The 23,859-nt window shown below is 73.9% G+C and carries 19 protein-coding genes; 9 read left to right on the forward strand and 10 right to left on the reverse strand.

What is annotated here, in order from left to right; genetic code table 11:
* Positions 1 to 49 precede the first annotated feature (49 nt).
* Complete coding sequence (locus ABZU32_RS07080; RefSeq protein ID WP_354918299.1) at positions 50 to 1,156, forward strand: sulfite oxidase; 1,107 nt, start codon at positions 50 to 52, stop codon at positions 1,154 to 1,156.
* A 77-nt stretch (positions 1,157 to 1,233) separates the two neighbouring features.
* Here the strand turns inward: ABZU32_RS07080 and ABZU32_RS07085 are convergent, their stop codons facing one another.
* The 5 genes from ABZU32_RS07085 to ABZU32_RS07105 form a co-directional block, all read right to left on the reverse strand.
* The gene (locus ABZU32_RS07085) at positions 1,234 to 2,553 is read right to left on the reverse strand and encodes a HAMP domain-containing sensor histidine kinase (RefSeq protein ID WP_354918302.1); all 1,320 of its coding nucleotides are present in this window, start codon (positions 2,551 to 2,553) and stop codon (positions 1,234 to 1,236) included.
* A 1-nt stretch (position 2,554) separates the two neighbouring features.
* The gene (locus ABZU32_RS07090) at positions 2,555 to 3,430 is read right to left on the reverse strand and encodes a response regulator (RefSeq protein ID WP_354918305.1); all 876 of its coding nucleotides are present in this window, start codon (positions 3,428 to 3,430) and stop codon (positions 2,555 to 2,557) included.
* Entirely contained in the window at positions 3,358 to 4,548 is a 1,191-nt protein-coding gene (locus ABZU32_RS07095; RefSeq protein WP_354918308.1) for an acyltransferase family protein, read from the reverse strand. Before ABZU32_RS07095 ends, ABZU32_RS07090 begins: the two co-directional genes overlap by 73 nt.
* Positions 4,549 to 4,745: 197 nt before the next feature.
* Positions 4,746 to 5,849 carry a glycerophosphodiester phosphodiesterase family protein gene (locus ABZU32_RS07100; protein ID WP_354918310.1) on the reverse strand — a complete coding sequence of 368 codons (1,104 nt, stop codon included), beginning with the start codon at positions 5,847 to 5,849 and terminating at the stop codon, positions 4,746 to 4,748.
* Between the two features lie 234 nt (positions 5,850 to 6,083).
* Positions 6,084 to 7,166 carry a hypothetical protein gene (locus tag ABZU32_RS07105; protein ID WP_354918313.1) on the reverse strand — a complete coding sequence of 361 codons (1,083 nt, stop codon included), beginning with the start codon at positions 7,164 to 7,166 and terminating at the stop codon, positions 6,084 to 6,086.
* 187 nt (positions 7,167 to 7,353) lie between these two features.
* Between ABZU32_RS07105 and ABZU32_RS07110 the strand changes: the two genes are divergently transcribed.
* From ABZU32_RS07110 to ABZU32_RS07120, 3 genes are all read left to right on the forward strand, one after another.
* Positions 7,354 to 8,796, forward strand: a complete 1,443-nt coding sequence (locus ABZU32_RS07110; protein WP_354918315.1) for a histidine kinase — start codon at positions 7,354 to 7,356, stop codon at positions 8,794 to 8,796.
* Positions 8,793 to 9,461 carry a response regulator transcription factor gene (locus tag ABZU32_RS07115; RefSeq protein ID WP_354842700.1) on the forward strand — a complete coding sequence of 223 codons (669 nt, stop codon included), beginning with the start codon at positions 8,793 to 8,795 and terminating at the stop codon, positions 9,459 to 9,461. The genes ABZU32_RS07110 and ABZU32_RS07115 overlap by 4 nt, the downstream gene beginning before the upstream one ends.
* Before the next feature lie 270 nt (positions 9,462 to 9,731).
* Positions 9,732 to 10,697, forward strand: coding sequence for a serine hydrolase (locus tag ABZU32_RS07120; RefSeq protein WP_354918318.1), 966 nt, complete (start codon positions 9,732 to 9,734; stop codon positions 10,695 to 10,697).
* Positions 10,698 to 10,769: 72 nt separating this feature from the next.
* Here ABZU32_RS07120 and ABZU32_RS07125 read toward each other — a convergent pair whose 3' ends face one another.
* Complete coding sequence (locus ABZU32_RS07125) at positions 10,770 to 11,708, reverse strand: putative protein N(5)-glutamine methyltransferase (RefSeq protein WP_354918320.1); 939 nt, start codon at positions 11,706 to 11,708, stop codon at positions 10,770 to 10,772.
* A gap of 288 nt (positions 11,709 to 11,996) precedes the next feature.
* Positions 11,997 to 12,737 carry a metalloregulator ArsR/SmtB family transcription factor gene (locus ABZU32_RS07130; protein WP_354918323.1) on the reverse strand — a complete coding sequence of 247 codons (741 nt, stop codon included), beginning with the start codon at positions 12,735 to 12,737 and terminating at the stop codon, positions 11,997 to 11,999.
* Between the two features lie 115 nt (positions 12,738 to 12,852).
* Here ABZU32_RS07130 and ABZU32_RS07135 point away from each other — a divergent pair, with 115 nt between their 5' ends.
* On the forward strand, positions 12,853 to 14,070 hold the full coding sequence (locus ABZU32_RS07135) for an MFS transporter (protein ID WP_354918326.1): 1,218 nt from the start codon (positions 12,853 to 12,855) through the stop codon (positions 14,068 to 14,070).
* Between the two features lie 134 nt (positions 14,071 to 14,204).
* On the opposite strand, the gene ABZU32_RS07140 is transcribed toward ABZU32_RS07135, so the two are convergent.
* Positions 14,205 to 15,101, reverse strand: a complete 897-nt coding sequence (locus tag ABZU32_RS07140; protein ID WP_354918329.1) for a M23 family metallopeptidase — start codon at positions 15,099 to 15,101, stop codon at positions 14,205 to 14,207.
* Between the two features lie 242 nt (positions 15,102 to 15,343).
* On the opposite strand from ABZU32_RS07140, the gene ABZU32_RS07145 reads away from it, so the two are divergent.
* Complete coding sequence (locus tag ABZU32_RS07145; RefSeq protein WP_354918332.1) at positions 15,344 to 18,499, forward strand: BTAD domain-containing putative transcriptional regulator; 3,156 nt, start codon at positions 15,344 to 15,346, stop codon at positions 18,497 to 18,499.
* Here ABZU32_RS07145 and ABZU32_RS07150 read toward each other — a convergent pair.
* Positions 18,445 to 18,960 carry a VOC family protein gene (locus tag ABZU32_RS07150; RefSeq protein ID WP_354918335.1) on the reverse strand — a complete coding sequence of 172 codons (516 nt, stop codon included), beginning with the start codon at positions 18,958 to 18,960 and terminating at the stop codon, positions 18,445 to 18,447. The genes ABZU32_RS07145 and ABZU32_RS07150 overlap by 55 nt on opposite strands.
* Before the next feature lie 88 nt (positions 18,961 to 19,048).
* A complete protein-coding gene (locus ABZU32_RS07155) occupies positions 19,049 to 20,215 on the reverse strand; it encodes an ROK family transcriptional regulator (protein WP_354918338.1) in 1,167 nt (388 codons plus the stop codon).
* 132 nt (positions 20,216 to 20,347) lie between these two features.
* Here ABZU32_RS07155 and xylA point away from each other — a divergent pair, with 132 nt between their 5' ends.
* The 3 genes from xylA to ABZU32_RS07170 all read left to right on the forward strand — a co-directional run bounded on the left by xylA (position 20,348) and on the right by ABZU32_RS07170 (position 23,751).
* Positions 20,348 to 21,499 (forward strand): xylose isomerase, encoded by a 1,152-nt coding sequence (gene xylA, locus ABZU32_RS07160; RefSeq protein WP_354918341.1) that lies wholly within the window; start codon positions 20,348 to 20,350, stop codon positions 21,497 to 21,499.
* A complete protein-coding gene (gene xylB / locus ABZU32_RS07165) occupies positions 21,496 to 22,869 on the forward strand; it encodes a xylulokinase (RefSeq protein WP_354918344.1) in 1,374 nt (457 codons plus the stop codon). Before xylA ends, xylB begins: the two co-directional genes overlap by 4 nt.
* 153 nt (positions 22,870 to 23,022) lie before the next feature.
* Entirely contained in the window at positions 23,023 to 23,751 is a 729-nt protein-coding gene (locus tag ABZU32_RS07170; protein WP_354918346.1) for a DUF998 domain-containing protein, read from the forward strand.
* Positions 23,752 to 23,859: the final 108 nt, after the last annotated feature.

The following is a 23,859-nucleotide window of genomic DNA, read 5'->3' on the forward strand; positions in this document are numbered from 1 at the left end:
CGGCGGCTCCCGGCTGCCGCCGGCCGGAGGGGCACGGCATCCTTGGGGGATGGACCCGACACTCGCTGAGATCAGCCTCCCCGGACGGGTGGAGGACACCGACGGCATCAGCGCCGAAGAGCTCGCGCTGGCGGCACGCAACCACGGCATACCGCTGGAGGCGCTGCGGTACGACGTCACGCCGCTCGGGTTGCACTACCTGCTGATCCACTACGACATTCCGGTGATCGACCCGGCGGAGTGGCGGCTGGAGGTGGGCGGCCTGGTCTCCCGGCCGGCGACGTTCGGCCTGGCGGACCTGAAGGAGCTGCCCCGGCGCACCGTGCGGGTGACCATGGAATGCGCGGGCAACGGGCGGGCCAGGCTCGCGCCCCGCCCGGTGAGCCAGCCCTGGCTGGTGGAGGCGGTCGGGACGGCGGAGTGGACCGGGGTGCCTCTGCGCGAGGTGCTCGCCGCGGCCGGCGTCGACCCCGGCGCGGTGGAGGTGGTCTTCACCGGCGCCGACCACGGCGTCGAGCGCGGGGTCGAACAGGACTACCAGCGCAGCCTGCCGCTGTCGGAGGCCATGCGCGAGGAGGTGCTGCTGGCCTACGAGATGAACGGCGCACCGCTCGCGCCGCAGCATGGCTTCCCGCTGCGGCTCGTCGTCCCCGGCTGGTACGGCATGGCCCATGTGAAGTGGCTGCGCGACATCGAGGTCCTTCGCGAGCCCTTCACCGGGTACCAGCAGAGCGTCGCCTACCGCTTGCGCCGGCAGCCGGACGAGCCCGGCGACCCGGTCACGCGCATCAGCCCCCGGGCGCTCCTGGTGCCGCCGGGTTTCCCCGACTTCATGTCCCGCACGCGGGTCGTGCGGCCGGGGCCGGTGACGCTCGAAGGCCGCGCCTGGTCCGGCGGCGACGCGGTCGAGCGGGTGGAGGTCAGTGTGGACGGCGGGCGAAGCTGGTCACCCGCGGCGCTCGCCGAGCCGGACGGGCACCGGTGGGCGTGGCGGAGGTTCACCTTCGACTGGCACGCGGAGCCGGGGATGCACGTCCTGTCGGCTCGCGCGACCACCGCCGGCGGCCTGGGCCAGCCCGAGACACAGGCCTGGAATCGGGGCGGGTTCGCCAACAACGCGATACAGCGGGTGGCGGTGGCCTGCCTGGGGGCATAGCGCACAGCGTCCGGCACGTGAAGGCGCGGAGGCGCGGCGCGGTCTCGACGGTCTTGTGCGGCGCGCCGGGTTCGTCCTCAGCCGTTCGTGTGGTCCGTGGCCTGCGCGCTGGCGGGATGGGGGACGGGTAGGCGCAGGGTGGCCACGGCGCCGCCGTTCGGCGCGTTGGCGAAGGTCAGCGTGGCGCCGATGACGCGAGCCTGGCCGAGCGCGATGGTCAGCCCGAGGCCGTGGCCGTGCCCGCGTTCGGCCGCGCCGGTGCGGAACCGTTGCGGCCCGCCGTCGAGTACGGCGTCCGGGAAGCCGGGGCCGTGGTCGCGCACGACGACCGACGTGCCCTCCACGGCGACCTCGACCGGGGCGCGGCCGTGACGGTGGGCGTTGATGACCAGGTTGGCGACGATGCGGTCCAGGCGCCGCGGGTCGGTCTCGGCCATGGCCGCTCCGGCGTCCGCGACGCGCGCGGGGAGCCCCGTACGGGCCACCGACTCCTCGACGACCTCGCCCAGCGGCACCCGGGCCAGGTCGGCACGCTCGACCCCCGCGTCGAGCCGCGAGATCTCCAGCAGGTTCTCGACCAGGGCCCGCAGCGCCCCCACCCGATCTCTGACCAGATCGGTCGCCTCGCTCTCCGGCAGCAGCCCGGCGGCGGTGACCAGGCCCATCAACGGGGTGCGCAGTTCGTGGGCGACGTCGGCGGTGAAGCGCCGCTCGCTGAGCAGGCGGTCGCGCAGGCTGTCGGCCATCAGGTCGACCGTGGCCGCGATCTCGCTGATCTCGTCGCCGCGCCGGCCGCCCGCCACGGACCCGGCCCGGTCGTGCCCGCGCCCGGAGGTGCGGGCGTCGAGGTCGCCCGCGGCGATGCGGCGCGCGGTGCGGGCCACCCGTCTGAGCCGCCGGTTCGGCAACTCGGCCGCGAGCGCCGCCAGCGGTACGACGACGGCGAGCGCGGCCAGCGAGGCCATGACGATGTGCCGGTCGAGGGCGCGCAGGCTGCGCAGGTCGGCGCCCATGTCGACCTGCGCGGCCAGCACCCGGCCGTCGACGCGCTGGGCCGCCCACATCCACGGGACCTCGGGGTTGCCGTCGTCGTACCAGGTGGCCATCTGGTCGCTCCGCCGGACCTGCCGGGTCAGGGCCGCAGGCGGCGCCGCGTCGGCCGCGAAGGTGCCGCCGGTGGAGCCGGTGCGCCGATAGGCGTCCACGATCGGCAGCAGCGCGGCCGTGGCCCGTTCCCTGCCCAGGGCGAGGGAGCGGTCGAACGTGCTGCGATGGACCAGCACCCCGATGCCCAGCGCCACCCCGCACGCCGCGAGGGCCACCAGCGCGGCGATCTTCCAGCGCAGCGAGTTCACGTTCAGCGGGCCGGGCGCCGGCCGCACGGCGGTGTCGTCCATCTCAGCGCCGCAGCTTGTAGCCGAAGCCGCGGACGGTCTCGATGCGCTCGGCCCCGATCTTCTTTCGGAGCCGCTGCACGCACAGGTCCACGACGCGGCTGTCGCCGTCCCAGCCGTAGTCCCAGACGTCGCGCAGGAGCGTCCGCCGATCGAGCACGATGCCCGGATTGGCGGCGAACTCCAGCAGCAGCCGCAGCTCGGTCGGCGCCAGCGCCACCTGCCGTCCGGCACTGAAGACCTCCAGGCCGGCCGGGTCGATGGCCAGGTCGCCGAACACGAGCAGGCCGTGCGGGCCGGCCGGGCCGCCCGCGGGGGAGGGGACGTTCCGGCCGGCTGCGGCGCCAGGACCGGCGGCGGCTTGGGAGGTGGGCGCGGTGGGCGCTTCGAGGGCGGGCGCGGAGGTGGGTCCGACGGTGGGTCCGACGGTGGGTCCGACGGTGGGTCCGGCGGTGGGTTCGGCGGCGGGTTCGGTGGAGGCGAAGGTGGCGCGGCGCAGCAGCGAGCGGATCCTGGCCACCAGCACGGAGATGTCGACCGGCTTGACGACGTAGTCGTCGGCGCCGGCCTCCAGGCCGGAGACGACGTCGAGGGAGTCCCCGCGCGCGGACATCATCAGGATCGGCTCCAGGCTCGACTCGCGGATCCTGCGGCACAGCCCGATGCCGTCCAGCACGGGCAGCATGACGTCGAGCAGCAGCAGATCGTGCCGCCGCTCCCGGAACAGCTCCAGCGCGGTCAGGCCGTCGCCGGCCACGGTGACCCGGTAGCCGTAGCGCTCCAGCGCCATCGCCACCGTCTTGCGGATCACCTCGTCGTCCTCGACGAGCAGGATCGTGACCGGCTCGGACGCGCCGCCGCGAGCGGTTGGAACAGACATCTCCTCCAACCTATAGCCGTCCCGAGGGTGGTGACCGACCGCGCCCGGCGCCAGGTGGGCAGGTCGAACAGCCAGGTCGCCCCCATCTTGCGGAGTACGGCCTCCACCAGCAGGCACACGGCCACCACCAGCGCGGTCATCAGCACCGGGTGAACGACCGCGAGGACGTACCGCGCCTGCGTCCCGGCGTGGGACAGGGGCGCGACGAGCGCCCGGTGCAGCACGGCGAGCACCGGCATGTGGATCAGGTAGACGGCGAGGGTGCGGCGTCCCAGCCAGGCCAGAGCGCCGCCGACCACGGGGACGGCGGCCACCGCCGGGGCCGCGGACACGCCGAACACGGTGGCCAGAACACAGACGGTCGGCCAGACACCGGGCAGATGCCGCGTACCGGTCACCGCCATCACGGCCAGCGCCAGCGAGTACGCGGACCCGGCGAGCAGTGCACGCCGCCCGCCCGTGGTCGAGGCGAATCGCTCCACCTGCGGGCGTAGGTGCAGCCCGGCGAGGAAGAACACCAGGTTCTGCAGCAGGGACCCCCGGTTTCCCGCGGTGGGTAGGACGCCGGCCGACACGACGACCGACAGGACGAGGGCGGCGGCGATCACCACGGGCGCCGGCACCCGACGCAGGGCCTTCGCGAGCGCGAAGTAAAGCGCGAGGGCGTAGAGGTACCACAGGTTGGGCGGGCTGATCGTGAGCTGCTCGGCCAACTCGGCCCAGCCGTGCGCGCCGGCGGTGCCGAACCCGGGGGCGAAGCCGAGCAGCACCGTGTGGATCGACACCCACAGCACGTACAGGTAGAGGTACCGCGTCACCCGGCCGCGCGCCACCGTGCGCCAGGGCCGGTGGAAGGCGCCGGCGGCGAACATGCCGGAGATCGTGAAGAACAGCGGCATCCGCAGTGTCAGGAGCTGGTCGCCGAGCATGCCCCAGATGCCCGGGATGGGCACGCCGAGATTCCAGCCGACCTGCAGGTAGTGCTTGGTGACCACGTGCCAGAGCACCACCAGCAGAATGCACGCGCCCTTGGCCGTGTCGGCCCATCTCACCCGCTCCGCCGCCCGCTGGCGACGGAGCGGCGTGGGCGTGGGGCTGGGCATGGGAATGGGGAACATCGCGGACCACCTCGGGGAGAACCGGTGTGCCGTACCGGCCCACCGGGGCAACCCTGGGCGAGGCGCGTGTCCGCGATGCCGTGACGGCGCATCCGCGACCGCTCAGCCGTGTATCAACTCCGGCTCGGCCCCCGACCGCAGACCCGGCCGCCTGTTTCTCAGGGGCGTCGTCCTGTCCATCCGTCCCCGAGTCCTGATCACGTCGGTTCGATCCCACTACGTCGATCTGGCCGCCTGTTCTCCGGGCCTTGATCGCGCGCGTGCGCCCAGAGTTCTTCGATCGGGTGCATCTCTCGGCCGGCCGGGACGGGCGATCGTCTACGGGCGCCCTGATCGCTCCTGATGGCGGCCGGGGTCGTTCGTGCCCGGGCCGAGGCGCGGGTGAGAGCCTCGGCGAGGCCCGGCTGGTTGGTGATGATGCCGTCGACCCCGTAGGAGATCAGGCGGCGCATGGTCCCGGCGTCGTCCACGGTCCAGGCGAAGACCTCCATGCCCTGGTCGTGGACCCGGCGGACGTACCGCGCGGTCAGGTTCCCGTACGGGGGGTTGACCTGGCGGGCGAACCGGGCCAGTCCCGGGAGCTGTGTGGTCGACGGCGTGCCGAGCAGGCCGATCGGCACCCGCGGCATGATCCGATGGAACCCGCGCATCGACGCCCAGCCGAACGACTGCACCACCAGGCGTCCTGGCTCCAGCCAGGACGCCTCGCGCCGCAGCTCCGCGGCGACGCGGGCCTCGATGCCCGGGTAGAGCTCCGGCGCCTTGATCTCCAGGAGAAGGCCGAGGCCGCCGCCGTCCATCGCGCGCAGGGTCTCGCCGAGGGTGGGCACGGGTTCGTCCTTGTACCGGGCGGCGAACCACGAGCCGGCGTCCAGTTTCCGGATCTGCGCCAACGTGAGGTCGCGTACCCGCCAGGGCGCCCGGCCGGGGAAGACCCGTTCGACGTCGGTGGTCCTGGCGAGCGTCGTGTCGTGCATGAGGACCAGCTTGTGGTCCCTGGTCTCCTGCACGTCGAGCTCGAACATGTCGGCCCCCTGCTCACGCGCCAGCCTGAACGCGCTGATCGTGTTCTCCGGAGCGTCCGCGGACGCGCCGCGGTGGGCGACGGTGACGACGCTCGCGGACGCCGCGGAGGCCGCGGAGGCCGGTTTCAGGACCGCGGCGGCCGGGCCGGAGACCGTGGCGGTGGTACCGGAATCGGAGGGGATGGTCCGGGAGGCGGCGGTGGCCGGGGAGGCCGGGGCGGTCGCGGCCAGCACGGCGAGCGACGTCGCGATGATGAGGCCGGAGCGTCGGTACATGGGTCTCCTCGGGCTTGGGAGGCAACCTTCGGCCCGAACTTGACAGCCTTACTCGACGCCCGGTTGATGCCTGGGCAACGGGGCGATGCCGGACGCATGACAATCCGAATCCCGTTCATGCCGCGTCCGGCCTCCCCGGCGGGCCCCGCCCCCGCCATTCGCGCCGCCACCTGCGCCGCCACCGCCGCTGCCACGGGCACCGTCCGCTGGAGCGCGTCGCGTGTCCGCCGGTCTCTAGGAGCGGGCCGCGTCCGCTGCCATGGCACGGGAGGCGTGGGCCAGGGCGGTGATGCCCGCGCCGGCCAGCAGCCCGGCCGGGATCAGGTAGGCCGGCGCGGAGGCATCAAGGCCGAACGGCGGCAGCCCGGCGACGGTGCGCAGGACCAGCACCGTGAACAGGCCCGCGTACCCGGCGATCGCCATCGCCACCAGCCACACCTGACGGCGCCGGGACAGCCCGCCGAGTCCCAGCAGCCACGCGATGACGCCGAGGACCTGGACGGCGTGCATGGGGACGGCGTGCGCGGACTTCATCGCGCCGGCGGCGCCGTAGGTCGTCATTGAGACGGTGAGCGGCGTGGCGCCCGCGTCGACCAGCGCGTCGCCGTGCATGATCATCCAGGCGCCGGCGGCGAGCGCCGTCACCAGCCCCACCAGCCCCGCCCGGAGCGCCCAGGCCATCGGCGCGGGCGCGGTCGTGCGGACGAAGGAGGCGACCGCCATGACGACGATGACCAGGACCATGCCTCCGATGACCCACCCCGCGGCCTGGAACAGGGCCTTGTCCAGCGGCGTCGTCTCGTTGAAGTGCGAGGCGACGCCGCGGGCGTGCTGCATGGAGATGTAGGCGACCTCTCCGGCGGCCGAGGAGCACAGCAGGACCGACAGCACCCAGCCGATCCACCGGCGCACCGGCAGGTACGCGGCGACCGCGCCGAGCGTCGCCGTGGTCATGCCGAACGACACGCCGAAGGTCACGGGCTTGCGCCAGGACAGCGGGCCGGACGCCGTGCCGCCCATCACGGCCCACAGGACCGCGTGGCCGAGCCCGATGGCGATCAGGATCGCCCCGGTGACGTAGGCCAGGCGCCGGTAGCCGGGAGCCTCGTCCCACGAGGCGCGGGCCGCGGCACGGGCGCGGCCGAACAGCGCCGCGACCCCGCTCCTGGGCAGCGGGTTCACGCTCAGCGGCGCGCCGAATCCGGTGGCGGGGGTTGTGTCGGTCAGGGGGCGGGCGGGGACGCCGGTCGCCGGGAGCGAAGATGCGGTGAGGGCGGAAGGGATGATCGTGCCGGGGCGGGGGGTTGGGCTGGACATCGGGAGCCTCCCTGAGGGCCGCGAGGACGGCGCGGACGCCGAGGACACCAGGACCGTAGGCCGCCGCCCCTTCCACCCGGATCCCCCGCGCCGCCCAGATCGCCCCTCCCCGGCGCAGGGGATCCGGCGGTCGTTGATCCCTCTTGCGAGGGAGGTCTTTTCCGGGCGCGAAACGGATACTTGCCGCATGGCAATCAGCCGATCATCGTTGTCCGCGGCCTGGGCCGGGGCGCGTCCGCCGGTCGCTGACGCGTCGCTCGGCGGGGTGCTCGCGGCGGTGTCGCTGCTCGCCCTGGTGCTGCGGGCACGGGCCGAGCACATGCCGCCGCCCGGCCCGGCGGCGGTCGTGCTGGTGCTGCTGATCACCCTGCCGTTGGCCTGGCGCCGGCGCCACCCGTTCTGGGTCAACCTCGCAGTGGGCGTGGGATCGGCCGTGTACGGGGCCACGCCGCTGCCCGACCTGGTCACGCCGGTGCCGATCGGCGGCGTCGTCGCCCTCTACAGCATGGCCGCGTGGTGTGAGAACCGGCGCTGGTCGGTGGCCATCGGCGTGCTGAGCGGCGGCGCGGTCATGGCGGTCGCCCTCGCCCCCGGGACCGACAGCGACGCGCTCGACCTCGCCTTCGGCGTGCTGTCGCTGGGCAGCGCCTGGGTCCTGGGCGACAGCGCCCGCATCCGCCGCGCGTACACCGCCGAGCTGGAGGCGCGCACCGCATGGCTGGCACGCCAGCGGGACTTCGAGGCACGGCGCGCGGTGACCGCCGAGCGGGCCCGCATCGCGCGGGAACTGCACGACGTGATAGCCCACCACGTCAGCATGATGGTGGTGCAGGCCGAGGCCGGTCCGGTCGCGGCCGAACGCGACGGCCTCGCGGCGGGGCGGGCCTTCGACACCATCTCCGGCATCGGGCGCCAGGCCCTGGTGGAGATGCGCCGTCTGCTCGGCGTGCTGAGGGAGGAGACCGGCGACGGGGGACCGAGCCTCGCCCCCCAACCCGGCGTGGCGGAGCTTCCCGCGCTGGTCGAGCAGGTGCGCAGGACCGGTCTGGACGCGACGCTACGGGTGGAGGGCGATCCGGTGCCGCTGCCGGCGGGGGTGGACCTGTCGGCCTACCGCATCGTGCAGGAGGCGCTGACCAACGTGCTCAAGCATGCCGGCCACACACGAGTGCGGGTGCGGGTTGGGTACGACCAGGACGACCTGCGCGTCGAGGTCCGCGACAGCGGATCCGGCGACGGGCGTCCCGTTCCGGACGACGACACGGCCGGTGGACGCCCGGTCGCGTCGGAGGGGTGTTCCGTCCTGGACGGCGCTGCGGCCGGTGGAACGGTCGCGCCGGGCGGGCCTCCTGTCCTGGACGGTCGTGGTACGGCGCGGGGGCCGGTCGCGCCGGGCGGGCGTCTCCTGCTGGATGGCGGTGTGGCAAGGGGGTCGGTCGCGTCGGACCGAAGGGCGGCACGGGGCGCGGGGGACGGCGCGGAAGGACTCGGCCAGGCCGTGGCGCGGGGGCACGGCCTGGCCGGCATGCGAGAGAGGGCGCAGCTGTTCGGGGGCGAGCTCGCCGCCGGGCCGAACCCGGACGGCGGTTTCACGGTGGCGGCGCGGCTGCCGATCGGAGGGACGCGGTGAGCATCACGGTCGTCGTCGCGGACGATCAGGAGTTGGTGCGGGCCGGGTTCCACATGATCCTGGACGCGCAGCCGGACATCGAGGTGGTGGCCGAGGCGGCCGACGGCGCCGAGGCGGTCTCGGCGGCTCAGCGGCTCAGGCCCGATGTGGTGCTCATGGACATCCGGATGCCCAGAATGGACGGGCTCGAGGCGACCCGCCGCCTCGCAGGACCGGGCGTCGCCTACCCGGTCAAAGTGCTGATGCTCACCACGTTCGACCTGGACGACTACGTCTACGAGGCGCTGCGGGCCGGGGCGAGCGGCTTCCTGCTCAAGGACCTGCGCCGGGACGACCTGGTCAACGCCGTGCGCGTGGTCGCGGCCGGCGAGGCGCTGCTCGCCCCTTCGGTCACCAGGCGGCTCATCGGCGAGTTCTCCCGGCGTCCGCGCCCGCCCGAGAAGGCCCCCGCCGTCCTCGGGACGCTCACCCCCAGAGAGCGCGAGGTGCTGCAGCTCATGGCACGGGGAGGGTCGAACGCCGAGATCGCGGCCGGCCTGGTCATCGGCGAGCAGACGGTGAAGACCCACGTCAGCAACATCCTGGCCAAGCTGTACCTGCGCGACCGGGTACACGCGGTGATCCTCGCCTACGAGATCGGCCTCATCGAACCCGGAACAGCCTGACGCCGCGAACTCCCACGCCCGTACCCGTCGGGCTCGGCTCCGCTGACATCCGTACGCGCCGGGTTGGCTGTCCTGGGGGTCGTACGTGTCGGCTTGGCCCCCCGGACGCGCGCTTGTCGGCTTGGCTGTCCGGTCGCAGGGTCACTTGAGCGGCGCCGGGTCGGCGGGTCGGGGGTACGGCGAAGTCGGCGCCGTCCTACGGCGAGCGGCCCTGCGTACGGCGAACTCGAAGGCTGGCGGGATTCGGCGAGAATGGCGTAGAACTGCCCGATGAGCAGTGAGACACTTACCGGCCGCCTCGCGCGGGCCGTCGAGCAGGGACGGGTTCCCGATCTGCACGCCGTCATCGCCGTCCACCGGGGCCAGGTGATCCTGGAGCACTACGGGGAGGGCGAGGACCATCTCCTGAACGAGCCGCTCGGCCATGTCCGGTTCACGCCGGACACCCTCCACGACGTCCGTTCGGTGACCAAGAGCATCGTCTCCCTGCTCTACGGCATCGCCCTGGCCGACGGCCGGGTTCCCGAGCCGCACGAGCCGCTGCTGCGGCACTTCCCCGAGTACGCCGACCTGGCCGAGGACCCACGGCGGTCCGCGCTGACGGTGGGGCACGCGCTCACCATGACCCTCGGCCTGGAGTGGAACGAGAACGTCCCCTACACCAGCGCCGCCAACAGCGAGATCGCGATGGAGATGGCCCAGGACCGCTACCGGTACATCCTGGAACGGCCGGTCGCCGAGGAGCCCGGCACGCGGTGGACCTACTGCGGGGGCGCCTCCGCGCTGCTGGCGAGGCTGGTCGAGAAGGGAACCGGGGCGAAGATCGAGGACTACGCCCGCGCCAGGCTGCTGGAGCCGCTCGGCGTCACCTCCTTCGAGTGGTCGACCGGCGACGACGGGGTGGCGCTGGCGGCCTCCGGCCTCCGGCTGACCGCCCCGGCGCTGCTGGAGGTCGGGCGGCTGGTCCTCGACGGCGGGCGGGACCTGGTGCCCGCGTCCTGGCTGGAGGTCGCCACACGCCCGCACGTGCGGATCGACGAGGGCTTCCACTACGGCTACCAGTGGTACGCGGGCGACGGCTGGACGGGCGGGTTCGGCAACGGCGGCCAGCGCCTGTACGTGTCATCGCCGCTGGACCTGGTGGTCGCGGTCAACGCCGGGCAGTACAACGTCCCCGACCAGCCGACCGCCCAGGTGGTCCTGGACGAGGTCATCCTCCCCGCCGTCCGCGCCTGACCTCGCCCGCTCCTTCTGGCCGGCCGGTCCCACCGGCGTGCCGCCGGTCCGCGACCGGTGCGCCGTGGGGTGTCAGGAGGGCGGCCTCGTGGCGATGACGACGGTGGCGGAGTACTCGTCGGAGGCGGCCACGCGCGCGCGCAGCCCCGCGCGTTCGACGGTCTCCACCGCCCGGGACGCCTGGCGTTCGCTGGTCTCGAACAGCAGGTGCCCGCCCGGCCTCAGCCAGAGCGGCGCGCCCACGGCCACCCTCCGCAGGACCGCGAGGCCGTCGGCGCCGCCGTCGAACGCCATCCGCGCCTCGTGCAGACGGGCCTCGGCGGGGAGCAGGTCGATCGCGTCGGTGGGCACGTAAGGCGCGTTGGCCAGCAGGACGTCCACGCGTCCGCGCAGGGTGGGGGGAAGGGGCGCGTAGAGGTCGCCTTCGTAGACCCGGGCAGGCCCGGCGAGCCGGGCGGCGACCGCGGCGACATTACGGCGGGCGCAGGCCACGGCGGCGGGGTCGATGTCGGCCGCGTGCAGTTCCGCGCGCCGCGCCGTCACGGCCAGCGCCACGCCCAGCGCGCCCGAGCCGCAGCACAGGTCCAGGATCACCGCGTCCGGCGCGGTGAGGGTCACGGCCTGGTCGACGAGGAACTCGGTGCGGCGGCGTGGGACGAAGACGCCGGGGTCCACGGCCACCCGCAGTCCGCGGAACTCCGCCCAGCCGAGGACGTGTTCGAGCGGCAGCCCGGCGGCACGCCGGTCCACCATGGCGGCGACGCCGGCGGGCGTCGTGGCCGTGGCGAGGATCAGGCTCGCCTCGTCCTCGGCGAACACGCATCCCGCCGCTCGCAGCCGGGCCGCGACGGCCACCGCCGAGACGGGGTCACGGCCCGCGGCCGGCCCGGCGGCCAAAGGTGCGGGAGCGGTCGCTGGACGCGCGGCGGCGCCGGCGGGGCCGGGGATGAGGGGGGCCGTGGAGGGGGCGACGACGGGGGAAGGGGAGCGGTGCGACGGTGAAGCCGACATGTGAGCCTTTCGGGGATGCCTCGCGGGCGCTCCCGGGCTCACCTACACCGTGCGGATCGCACGACCTGGAGCAGGGAGCGCCCAACCGGGTACAGCGGTAATGGGGCTCACCTCCTAGGTCGGTCCACCAATGCGGACGGCACCACTATATGCGTCATTCCATGACCTGGCCTCCTCTTGGGGCCGGTTCCGACCCGGGTTTCGGTCCGCGACTCGGTCCGCGACTCGGTCCGCGACTCGGTCCGCGACTCGGTGCGCCCGCGTCGCTCCTGCTCGCGGTGTGGCGGCTCAGGAGGAGTTCGCCGGGGCGGTCCCCGGTGTGAAGGCGGGCAGCAGGGCGGGCAGGACGGCGGCGCCGCGGGAGGTGACGGTGAGCTCGCGGGTGCCTTCGCGCGGTTCGATGAGACCTCGTGCGACGAAGGCGTCGAGCACGGCCTTGCCCAGGACGCCGCCCAGGTGAGGCAGGCGGTGGACGCGGTCGAGGCATGCCGTGGCGAGCTTGCGGCGGCGGGCGTCCACGGCGTCCAGGTCGACGCCGAGATCGGCGAGGAAGCCGGCGTCGGCGCCGAGGGTGAGCGCGCTGTCGCGCCCGTCCGGGGGCCGCAGGGCGCCGCGTTCGACGAGGGCGCCGAACACCGCGACGCCGAGCAGGCCGGCGGCGTGGTCGTAGCAGGTGTGGGCGATGTCGTCGGCGGTCGCGGGGCGGCCGGGGCGTACGGCGAGATCGGCGTGCGCGTACCGGGCCAGCGCGGTGAGTACGTCGGCGAGCCCCGGTGAGGCGACCTGGTAGACGGCGTGGCGGCCGGTGTGCTCGACGGTGACCAGCCCGGCGGCGCGCAGGCGGGCGAGGTGGTTGCTCATGCGCGGCGCGGAGACGCCGAGGACGTCGGCGAGCTGGCTGAGGGTGTGCGGGCCCTCGGCGGAGAGCAGTTGGAGCGCGGTGAGCCGCACCGGGTCGGCAAGTTCGCGCGCGAGGGAGACGACCGAGCCCAGCACCGGCTCGCGCGCGTCGACCCATCCGCCGCTCATCGTCCCTCCCCGTTGCACGGTACCACCATTCACCAAGTCCTGAATGGTGGTTGTCCGGACGGCCCGTGGGTCGTTACATTCACCCTTAAGCGATTCGTGAAGGGTGGTTGGTGGAATGGTGCTGACGCCGGCGACGCAGGCCGCCGCCGAGACCGCCGGGCTGCGGCGGCTGCTGTGGGGGAGGGGCATCTCGGCCCTGGGCGACGGCCTGTGGTTCACCATCTGGGCGCTGTACTTCACCCGCATCCTGCATCTGTCACCCGCCCTGGTGGGCCTGGCCATGGCCGCGGCCGGCGGCGTGGGCCTGCTGACGGCGATGCCGCTCGGCGCCATGGCCGACCGGTACGACCCGCGCGCCATCCTCGTCGCCGTGACCCTCCTGCGCGGGGCCGCCATGGCCGCCTACACGCAGGTCAGCGCGCCGTGGGCGTTCGTTGTTGTGACGGTGGTCTTCGTCGCGCCCGCCAACGGGGCCTCGGCCGTCCGCACGGCCCTGGTCGCGGAGCTGGTCACCGGCACCGAGCGCCGGGTGGGAGCCCTCGCCCGGCAGCGGGTGGCCCAGCACGCCGGATACGCGCTTGGCGCCGGCGCGGGCGCGGTGGTGCTCGCGGCGGACCGGCCGTCCGCCTACCTGGCCGCCATCTGCGGCAACGTGCTCAGCTTCGCCGTCCTGGCGGCGCTGACCGCCACCATCGCCCCGCCGCCGGGGCCGCGCGCGGCGCGCGAGCCTCGCCGCGGAGTCCAGGTCGTCCTGCGCGACCGCCCCTACCTGGCCGTCATCGGCGCCACATCGGTGCTGTCGTTGTGCTGGGCGATGCTCTCGACCGGCCTGCCGCTGTGGATCGCGAACTTCACGCGCCTGCCCCTGTCACTGAGCGGAGCGGTCGTGGTGATCAGCTCGGTGGGCATCGCCGCGTTGCAGGTCCTGGTCACCCGGTTCACCGGCACCACCGCCCAGGCCGCGCGCACCGTGGTCTGGGCGGGCGGGTCGCTGGCCGTGAGCTGCGTGCTGCTGGCGACCACGGCCGGGCGCGCCGGCGCGGTGGCGATCGGGGTGGTGACGCTCGCCGCGCTGTTCCACGTGGCCGGCGAGCTGGGGTACGTCGGCGGCGGCTGGGGCCTGTCGGTGGAGTTGATGCGCGAGGACGCCCGGGGCGCCTACCAGGGCGCCTCGGAGGCGGCGACCGCGACCGTGCAGATGTTCGCGCCGGCCGTGTTCACGCTCGCGCTCACCGGGCTCGGCGCGACCGGATGGCTGCTGATGGCCGTGGTCTTCCTCGCCTGCTCCGCGCCCGTCCCCGCGCTCACCCGGTGGGCCGTGCGCACCCGGTGACCCGTCGTCCGCGGCCCTTCTTCGACGGGCCGTCCGACCTCGCCGATCCGCCTCCAGGCCGGCTGCCCGTGCGGGCGGAAGGGGCCGGTCCGGTGTCACCGGACCGGCCCCTGAGCCCCCGAGCCGGCGTCCGGTCAGCCGCAGTGCTCGAAGGGGCTGTCGTAGGCGGAGGAACCCGCCTTGCCGCCCCACTTCACGCAGGTGTCGGAGGCGGAGGCACGGACGGGCCCCGCGTAGTAGGCGAAGGCGCCCGAGTCGGTCACCCGGCTCTTGCCCTGGACCTCCAGATAGGCGGAGGTCGTGGTCGCCGAGCCGACCGACGCCGTCTTGATCGTGGTCACGCAGTTGTTGCCGCTGGAGGTGTTGTAGAGCAGGTAGACCCTGCCCGCGCTGCCGAGGGCGGCGGAGTCGATGACGCTGTAGCCGCTGCCGCAGACCTCCTCGGGCGAGTAGGGGTTGTTGCTGCCGGAGCAGTTGTGCGAGGTCAGGGTCTGCGCGGGGTAGCCGAAGGTGACGCCGTTGAAGACGGCCTTCTGGATGTTGGCCGGGTAGGAGGTGTCGGTCGTGCGCACCTCGTAGTGCAGGTGCGGCGAGATGTTGTTGCCCGGCTTGCTGGTGTTGCCCACCTCGCCGATCTTCTGCCCCTGCGAGACCTGCGCGCCGACGCCGACCGAGCGCAGGCTCAGGTGGGCGTAGTAGGTCGACCAGCCGCCCCCGTGGTCGATCTTGACCAGGTTGCCGAAGCCGTTGGTCGATCCCTGGTGGGCGGAGATGACCACCGTGCCGGCGGCGGCGGCGACCACCGTGTCGCCGTAGTCGGCGTCCGCAGTACTGCCGCGGTTCCAGTCGATCTCCCACGACTGGTGGGCGCTGCTGCCGCTGGAGTTGCCGCTCCACGACTGGTTGCAGGGGAAGGGCATCTGGAAGTTCGGGCGGGGACCGGCGGCGCTCGCGCCCGGGGCCAGCGCGACGCCTCCCGCCAGGCTGAGCAGCAGGGCGGCGCCCGCCGTCAACAATCCTCTGAGCTTCATGCGGATCCTTTCTCGCAGTTCCGGCGGGTGGCGCCGACGACGGCTCGGCGGGGCCGGTTTCGGGATACTCGGGAGGAAACTCCGAAGGACCGTCCGAGGTGTCGGAGGCTCGGCCCCTTCGCTTCGCGTACAGCGTCCGGATAAGCCGTATAAGAAACGTCCAAAACGGATACAAAGAGATCCGGAGCTTTGAGTGACCGACCCGGTGAAGCGGGTGCAGAGTCTCAAAGGAGCAGGCGGGCATGACGACTGATCGGCCCACATTCAGCGTTCTCGGACCTTTGGACGTACGGCTCGGCGGACGGCCTGTACGCCTCGGCGGCACCAAACCGCGGATGCTGCTCGCGACTCTGCTGCTCCACGCCAACCGCGTGGTGGGCGCCAGCCACCTGATCGAGGTGCTGTGGCCGGAGCGCCGGCCGCGCTCGGCGGTGGAGAACCTGCGGACCTACGTCAGCTCCCTGCGCGCCGCCCTCGCCGAGGCCGCGCCCGCCGCGGCCGATGGGGGGCCCGCCCGAGAGTCGTCGGCAGGGGAGCCGGTGTCCCGCGGGGGCGGGGCCGTCATCCGGGCCAGGCAGTCCGGTTACGTGATCGACGTGTCCCCCGGGGACCTCGACCTGCTCGCCTTCGAGCGGCTTCTCGCCGAGGGTGGCCGGGCGCGGGCCGAGGGCCGCGCCGCCGAGGCCGCGGACCTGCTGTGCCGGGCGCTGTCTCTGTGGCAGGGCACTCCGCTGGACGACCTGCCGGGCAGCCCGCTGTGGGAGGGCCGCCTGTCGCCGCTGGCCGAGACCCGGCTCACGGCGGCCGAGGAACTGCTGGCCCTGCGGGTGTCCCTCGGGCAGTACACCGCCGCGATCGGCGAGCTGCGCGTCCTGCTGGTCGAGCATCCGTTCCGCGAGAGCCTGTGGCGGCAGCTCATGCTCGCCCTGCACTGGAGCGGACGCCAGGCCGAGGCGCTGCGCGCGTACGCCACGGTCCGCGACCGGCTGGTGGAGGAGCTCGGGGTCGAGCCGGGCGCCGAGCTGCGCCGCACCCACGCCGCCGTCCTGGCGGGCGTCCCGTCTCCCGCCGGGGAGCCGTCCGGCGGGCGGGTCGCCGAGGTGACGGGGAAGCCGTCCCTGTGGCGGCTGCCGCCCGACATTCCCGACTTCACCGGCCGGACGGCGGACGTCGCCACGCTGGTCGACGCGCTCGCGCCGGACCGGGCGGCGGGCCCGCCGGCGATCACCGTGGTCGTCGGACCGCCAGGGGTCGGCAAGTCAGCCCTGGCCGTGCACTGCGCGCACGCGGTACGCGACGGCTACCCCGGCGGGCAGCTGTACCTAGACCTGGGCGGCACCACCCCCGCGCCGGCCGACCCGGACGACCTGCTCGCCGAGGCGCTGCGCGCGCTGGGCGTGGCCGAGGGCGCGCTGCCCGCCGGCGTGCGCGAGCGTTCGGCCCTGTACCGGTCGCTGCTGGCCGGACGCAGCGTCCTGCTCGTGCTGGACGACGCGGCGGGCGCCGCGCAGGTGCGTCCTCTGCTGCCGGGCGGCGGCTGCTCGGTGCTGGTCACCAGCCGGCGCAGGATCACCGAGCTGCCCGGGACGCTGCAGGTCGAGCTGGACGTGCTGACGCCGCCCGAGTCCGAGGAACTGCTCGGCAAGATCGTGGGCGTCCAGCGGCTGGAGCGCGAGCGGGACGCGGCGGCGGCCATCGCCCGGTCGTGCGGCCACCTGCCCCTGGCCCTCCGCATCGCCGGGGCGCGCCTGGTGGCGCGGCCGGGGTGGCCGCTGCGCCTGCTGGAGCGGCGGCTGGAGGACGAGGCCCGCAGGCTGAGCGAGCTGCGGGTCGGTGACCTCGCCGTCCGGGCGAGCGTGGAGCGGAGCTACCGGCTGCTGCCCGAGGACGCCGCGCGGGCGTTCCGGACGCTCGGCCTGCTCGGCCCGCGCTCGCTGCCCGCCTGGGTCATCGACGCCGCGCTCGACCGGCACCACGCGGACGAGGTGGTGGACGACCTGGTGGACGCCAACCTGCTCCAGCTCGTCGGCGGCGACCCGGCCGGCCGGCCGCGGTACCGGCTGCACGACCTGATCCGCTGCGGCGCCCGGGAGAAGGCCTACGCCGACCCGCAGGGGCTCGCGCTCGGCCGGGTCGTGGGGGCGTGGCTGGCGGTGGCCGAGCGGGCCACCGCGCGGCTGCCGACCACGGTGTTCGGCCTGATGTCGCCCACGGCCACCCGCTGGGAGCCGGCCGACGCCACCGTCGGGCAGATCGGCGCCGACCCGCTGTCGTGGTTCGACACCGAGCGGGAGGCGCTGGTGGGGACGGTGCGGCTGGCCGCCGACGCGGGCATGGCCGACTCGGCGTGGGGCCTGGCGGCGTCCCTGGTGCCCTACTTCGACCTGCGCGGGCACTACGACGCCTGGCGCGGGACCCACGAGATCGCGCTGGAGGCGGTGCGCGCCAAGGGTGACGCGCGCGGCGAGGCGGCGCTGCTGCGCGGTCTCGGCCAGGTGTACCTGTACCAGGACGGGTACGCCGAGGCGGCGGAGATGTTCCACCGGTCCTATCAGCTGTTCCGGCGGCTCGGGGACGGCAGGGGCGAGGCGATCGCGATCTGCGGGCTGGGCGCGGTGGACCAGATCCGCGGCGAGCGGCTCAGGGCGCTCAGGCGGTTCCGGCAGGCGCTCGGCATGTTCCTCGGCATGGGCGACCCGGCGGGGGAGGCGTACGCGCGGCAGGCCATCGGCAAGGTGTGCCTGGAGTCGGGCGACCTCGCGGCGGCGGCGCGGTGGCTGGACGAGGCGCTGCGGCTGGCGCGGGCCATCGGCGACCGCCACCGCGAGGGCTGCGTGTTCAACCACTTCGGCCGGCTGCACGACCTGGCCGCCGACTTCGACCGGGCGACCTCCTACCAGGACCGGGCGCTGGACATCTTCGAGAGTCTCGGCGACTGCCACTGCGCGGCGTACGCGATGCAGAGCCTCGGCAACCGCCGCGCGGTCCGCGGTGAGCGGGTGCGCGCCTCGGCGCAGCTCGAACGGTCACGCACGATCTTCCGGCGGCTCGGCGACCGCAGCGGGGAGGCCAGCGCGACGCGGATGCTCGGCGAGCTGCACCGTGCGGCCGGTCGCGCCGACCTGGCCAGGGACTACCTGCACCAGGCGTTCACCCTGCAACGCGCGCTGACCGCGCCGGACGCGGGGCCCGCGGGCGATCCGGCGGGTCAGCGGGCCGCGGTGGACGTGGGGACCGTAGGCGATGCGGCCGGTCAGCGGGCCGCGGTGGACGTGGGGACCGTAGGCGATGCGGCCGGTCAGCGGGCCCCTGTGGACGTGGGAACCGTAGGGGATGCGGCGGGTCAGTGGGCCGCGGCGGTGGAGATGCCGACGCCGCCGCGGGTGTCGCCGCCGTAGCGCCGCTTCTCGCCGGCGATGTCGAGCGGTCTGATGCTCGATCGCCCGGCGATCGTCTCGGGCGTGAGCAGCCCGGCGGGCACCAGCCAGGAGACCTCGAACTCGATGCCGTCGGGGTCCTTGGCGTACAGCGCCTTGGTGGTGGAGTGGTCGGAGGCGCCGACCAGCGCGCCGAGGTCGCGCAGCTTGGCGGCGATCTCCTCCAGGTCGTCGAGGGTCTCGACCTCCCAGGCCAGGTGGTAGAGGCCGACGGTCGCCCGCCCCGCCTCTGAGTCCCCGGCCTGGGGACCGATCTGGAACAGGCCGAGGTCGTGGTCGTTGTTCGACGCGGGGGCCTGCAGGAAGGACGCGCCGGGGAAGCCCATGACCACGCGGAAGCCGAGCGCCTCCTGGTAGAAGGCGACGCTGCGCTCGACGTCGCGGACGTACAGGACGGCGTGGTTGAGACGGTGGACCGGCATGGCGCCTCCAATAGCTTGAACTCTCAAGTAAGCATACCTCGCACATGGTTGAGAATTCAACTATCGACCCGTCAAATAGATGGGACCGTCAGTGATGAGGGGCGAGCAGGTAGGCGCCGGGGTCGGCGATGATGCGCTGGAGCACCTGACCGGCGGCGCCCAGCGGCGCGGCGTCGGCGCCGACCTGCGACACGACCACCGCGGGAACGCGGGCGCGCATCTGCCCGAGCCGCTGGTGCAAGGTCTCCTCCGCCGGCCCCGACACCCACGGGAACAGCGGAGCGAAGATGCCGCCCAGCACGATGGTGTCCGGGTCGAGCAGGTTGACCGCGCTGCTGAGCGCGACGCCGAGGGCCGTCCCCGCCCGCTCGCAGGCGGCCAGGGCGTCGCGGTCGCCGGCCCGCAGCCGGGCGACCAGCGCGGACATCTCCTCGCCCGGGGGCAGCAGGGCGTCCTGCCCGGCGTACCGTTCGAGGCACCCCGAGCCGCCGCACCGGCACTCCGGGCCGTCCGGCGAGACGACGACGTGGCCGAGCTCGCCCGCGTATCCATGCGCGCCCCGGAACAGCGCCCCGTCGACGACCAGGCCCGCGCCGATGCCGATCTCGCCGGAGACGTGCAGGAAGTCGCCGAGCGCGGCGCCCGAGCCGAACCACAGCTCGCCCAGGGCGGCGAGGTTGGCCTCGTTCTCCACCAGCACCGGGAGCGGCAGCCCCAGGGCGCCCGCGACCGCCACGTGCCGCCAGCCGAGGTTGGGCGCGCGGTGGACGTTGCCGGTCGACCGGTCGACCGGGCCGGGCAGGGCGACGATGCCACCGGCGACCGACAGCCCGAGCCCGGCGGCCTCGGCCAGCACGGACGTGGCCAGTGCGCGCAGCCGGACGATCACGTCCTCGGGAGAGGCGGCGCGGTTGTCCACAGCCTGTGCACGGAGCAGCCGCACCGTCCGGCTGAGATCGACGACGCAGGCCGCCAGGTAGTCGACGTTGATCTCCAGGCCGAGGGCGGCCACGCGGTGCCCGCTGAGGCGGACGGCGACGCCCGGCCGCCCCCGCTCGCCGTCCCCGACCGTGCCGGACTCCACGGCCATGCCCGCGTCGATCAGGTCTGCGACCAGCTTGGACACCGTGGTCTTGGACAGGCCGGTGGCCTCGGCGAGCGCGGCGCGCGTCAACGGCCCCCGGCGGTCCAGTGCTCCGAGGACCACGGCGAGGTTCCTCGCCCGCATCGCGTCATGCCGTACGGCCTGGGTCATCGACGGGTCTCTCCGGTACCGATCACAGCCTCCAGTGTGGTCCGGTGAAGTGGCCCGGCGGTCCCTCTTGACCTCGGGCGGATCCGGGCCGAGTATTTAGTCCACAACATAGACTAAATCGGGAGACACTCCGTGGACGCGTACACACCCAAGAAGGAAGACAAGTTCACCTTCGGCCTGTGGACGGTGGGCTGGCAGGCGCGCGACCCGTTCGGCGACGCCAGCCGAGCCCCGCTCGACCCGGTGACCAGCGTGCACCGCCTCGCCGAGCTGGGCGCCTACGGCGTGACGTTCCACGACGACGACCTCCTCGCCACCGAGCCCGACCGCGACAAGGCCATCCAGAACTTTAAGCAGGCCCTCAGCGAAACCGGCCTCAAGGTTCCCATGGCGACCACGAACCTGTTCACCCACCCCGTCTTCAAGGACGGCGGCTTCACCAGCAACGACCGCGACGTCCGCCGGTACGCGATCCGCAAGGTCATCCGCAACATCGACCTCGCCGCCGAGCTGGGCGCGACGACCTACGTCTGCTGGGGCGGGCGCGAGGGTGCCGAGTCCGACGGCGCCAAGGATGTGCGGGCCGCGCTCGACCGCTACAAGGAGAGCCTGGACATCCTGTGCCAGTACGTGCTCGACAAGGGGTACGACATCCGGTTCGCGCTGGAGCCCAAGCCCAACGAGCCGCGCGGCGACATCCTGCTCCCCACGATCGGTCACGCGCTCGCGCTGATCGGCGAACTCGAGCACCCCGAGATGGTCGGCCTCAACCCCGAGGTGGGCCACGAGCAGATGGCCGGGCTCAACTTCGTGCACGGCATCGCGCAGGCGCTCTGGCACGGCAAGCTCTTCCACATCGACCTCAACGGCCAGCACGGCCCGAAGTACGACCAGGACCTCGTCTTCGGCCACGGCGACCTCAAGAGCGCCTTCTTCCTGGTCGACCTGCTGGAGAACGGCGGCTACGAGGGCCCGCGCCACTTCGACTACAAGCCGCTGCGCACCGAGGACGCCGAGGACGTGTGGGTCTCGGCCGCCGCCAACATGCGCACCTACCTCATCCTCAAGGAGAAGGCGGCCGCCTTCCGCGCCGACCCCGAGGTGCAGGCCGCGCTCACCGACTCGCGCGTCACCGAGCTGGCCCAGCCGACCCTCGCTCCGGGTGAGACCTACGAGAACCTGGCCAACGACGACTTCGACATCGACAAGGCGGCCGAGCGCGGCTTCCACTTCACCCGGCTCAACCAGCTCGCGCTCGAGCACCTCCTCGGAGTGCGGGGATGACGCTGGTCGCGGGAGTCGACTCATCGACGCAGAGCTGCAAGGTCGTCATCCGCGACGCCGAGACCGGGGCCCTGGTCCGCGAGGGCAGGGCCCCTCACCCCGCCGGCACCGAGGTGCACCCCGACCACTGGTGGGACGCCCTCCAGCGGGCCCTCGCCGAGGCGGGCGGGCTGTCGGACGTGGCGGCGCTGTCGGTGGGCGCCCAGCAGCACGGCATGGTCTGCCTGGACGAGAACGGCCAGGTGGTCCGGGACGCGCTGCTGTGGAACGACACCCGCTCGGCGCGCGCGGCGCAGGACCTGGTGGCCGAGCTCGGCGGGCCGCAGGCATGGGCGGAGGCGGTCGGCAGCGTCCCGGTCGCTTCCTTCACCGTGACCAAGCTGCGCTGGCTGGCCGAGCACGAGCCGGACAACGCGGCCCGCACCGCCGCGGTGGGCCTGCCGCACGACTGGCTCACCTGGCGGCTGGCCGGCGCGCCGGGCGTCAACGCGCTCACCACCGACCGCGGTGACGCCTCGGGCACCGGCTACTGGTCGCCCGGCACGGGCTCCTATCGTCCCGACCTGCTCAAGCTCGCGATGGGCCACACCCCCGTGGTGCCGCGCGTGCTGGGCCCCACGGCGCAGGCCGGCCGGGCCGGTGAGGTGATGCTCGCGCCGGGCACCGGCGACAACATGGCCGCCGCGCTCGGCGTGGGCCTCGGCCCCGGCGACGTGGTGGTCTCCATCGGCACCTCGGGGACGGTCTTCGCCTGCGCCGGCGAGCCGAGCCACGACCCCTCGGGGGCCGTGGCGGGCTTCGCGGACGCGACCGGCCGGTTCCTGCCCCTGGTGTGCACGCTGAACGCCGCCCGGGTGCTCGACGCGGCGGCGCGGATGCTGGGCGTCGGCCTGGACGAGCTGGGCGATCTCGCCCTGCAGGCGCCCCCCGGCGCGGACGGGCTGGTGCTGGTGCCCTACCTGGAGGGCGAGCGGACCCCGAACAAGCCGGACGCCACCGGCTCGGTGCACGGGCTGCGGCTGGCCAACTCCACGCCGGCGCACTTCGCGCGGGCCGCCGTGGAGGGCATGCTGTGCGGGCTGGCCGACGGGCTGGACGCGCTCGGCGTCGAGCCGCGGCGCATCCTGCTGATCGGCGGGGGCGCCCGGTCGCGGGCCGTGCGCCAGATCGCGCCCGCGGTCTTCGGGCGTCCCGTCGTGGTGCCCGAGCCGGGCGAGTACGTCGCCGACGGCGCGGCCCGCCAGGCCGCGTGGCTGCTCAGCGGCACCGCCGAGCCGCCGGCGTGGCTGGCGGGCGAGCCGGAGGTCTACGAGGCCGACCCGGCGCCCGGCGTCCGCGCCCGGTACGCGGAGGCGGCCGCCACCGTCTGACCCGGTGCCGGGGCCCGCACGCCGGGCCCCGGCACCCACCGCGGGCGAGCGTCCCCGCGACCGGCGGACGTCCCCGGGACCGGCCACGGCAGGCGGGGGAGGACCCTGAGGGACCCCGAGATCGCCTCAGGGGTCGTTCAGGGACGGCACCGGATGTTCGAGACGGCCGTTCCGGGACAGTCTTGGACCATGCTGAGAAGGCTTTACCCCCTGGCCGCCGGAGCGGGCATGCTCGCGGCGTCGATCGCGGCGCTGCTGGCCGCGTCCCTCACGATGGCGGCCGGCCGCGTCGGCACCCCTTCGGGCGTCCTGGACCTCACCATCGGCCGCGCCGCCGCGCTCGAGCCCGGTGGCGTCACCGAGCCGGCGCTGGCTCTGGTCGGCCTTGCCACGCTGGGACTGCTGGCCGGCATGCGCGCCGTCGCGGCGCCGCTCGCCGGGTGGCCGGAGCGGCTGCTGCTGGCGTGGGCGGTGTCGCTGATGGGCGCGGCCGTCGTGCCGGTCGCGGGGGTCGCGGACGCGCTGATGGCGCTGGCACTGATCAGCATGGCCGCCGCCGCGGCGCTGATGGCACGGCGGTTCGGCGAGGACGCGCGGTGGGCGGCGCTGGCCCGTCCGCTGGAATGGCTCGCGCTGGGCGCGGGCGGCGGGCTCGCCGTGCTCACCTATGTGGCCCTTCCCGGGCACCAGGTTCTGATCGGTGTGGCGGAGTGGGCCCTGCTCGCGGTCGAAGTCGCCGTTCTCGCCTTTTCCGCCGTGCAACTGATGCGCGTCGCCCTGCCGGCGCGGACGCGCATCGCCACGATCATGGCGATGGCTGCGACCATGGAAAACGCTACAAGTGGCGCACGAAACACCACTGCGGTGTTAAGCCGACAGTAAACGCAGAAGCGCTTAATTCACGATATATCACAGAAGCATCAAGAAAATCAGCCGCCACAATGCTATCCTCATCGGCGATCTTCACCCTCGGCTGCCGGTCCCTTACGG

The organism is Sphaerisporangium sp. NPDC005288 (assembly GCF_040607475.1).
Lineage (GTDB): Bacteria > Actinomycetota > Actinomycetes > Streptosporangiales > Streptosporangiaceae > Sphaerisporangium > Sphaerisporangium rhizosphaerae.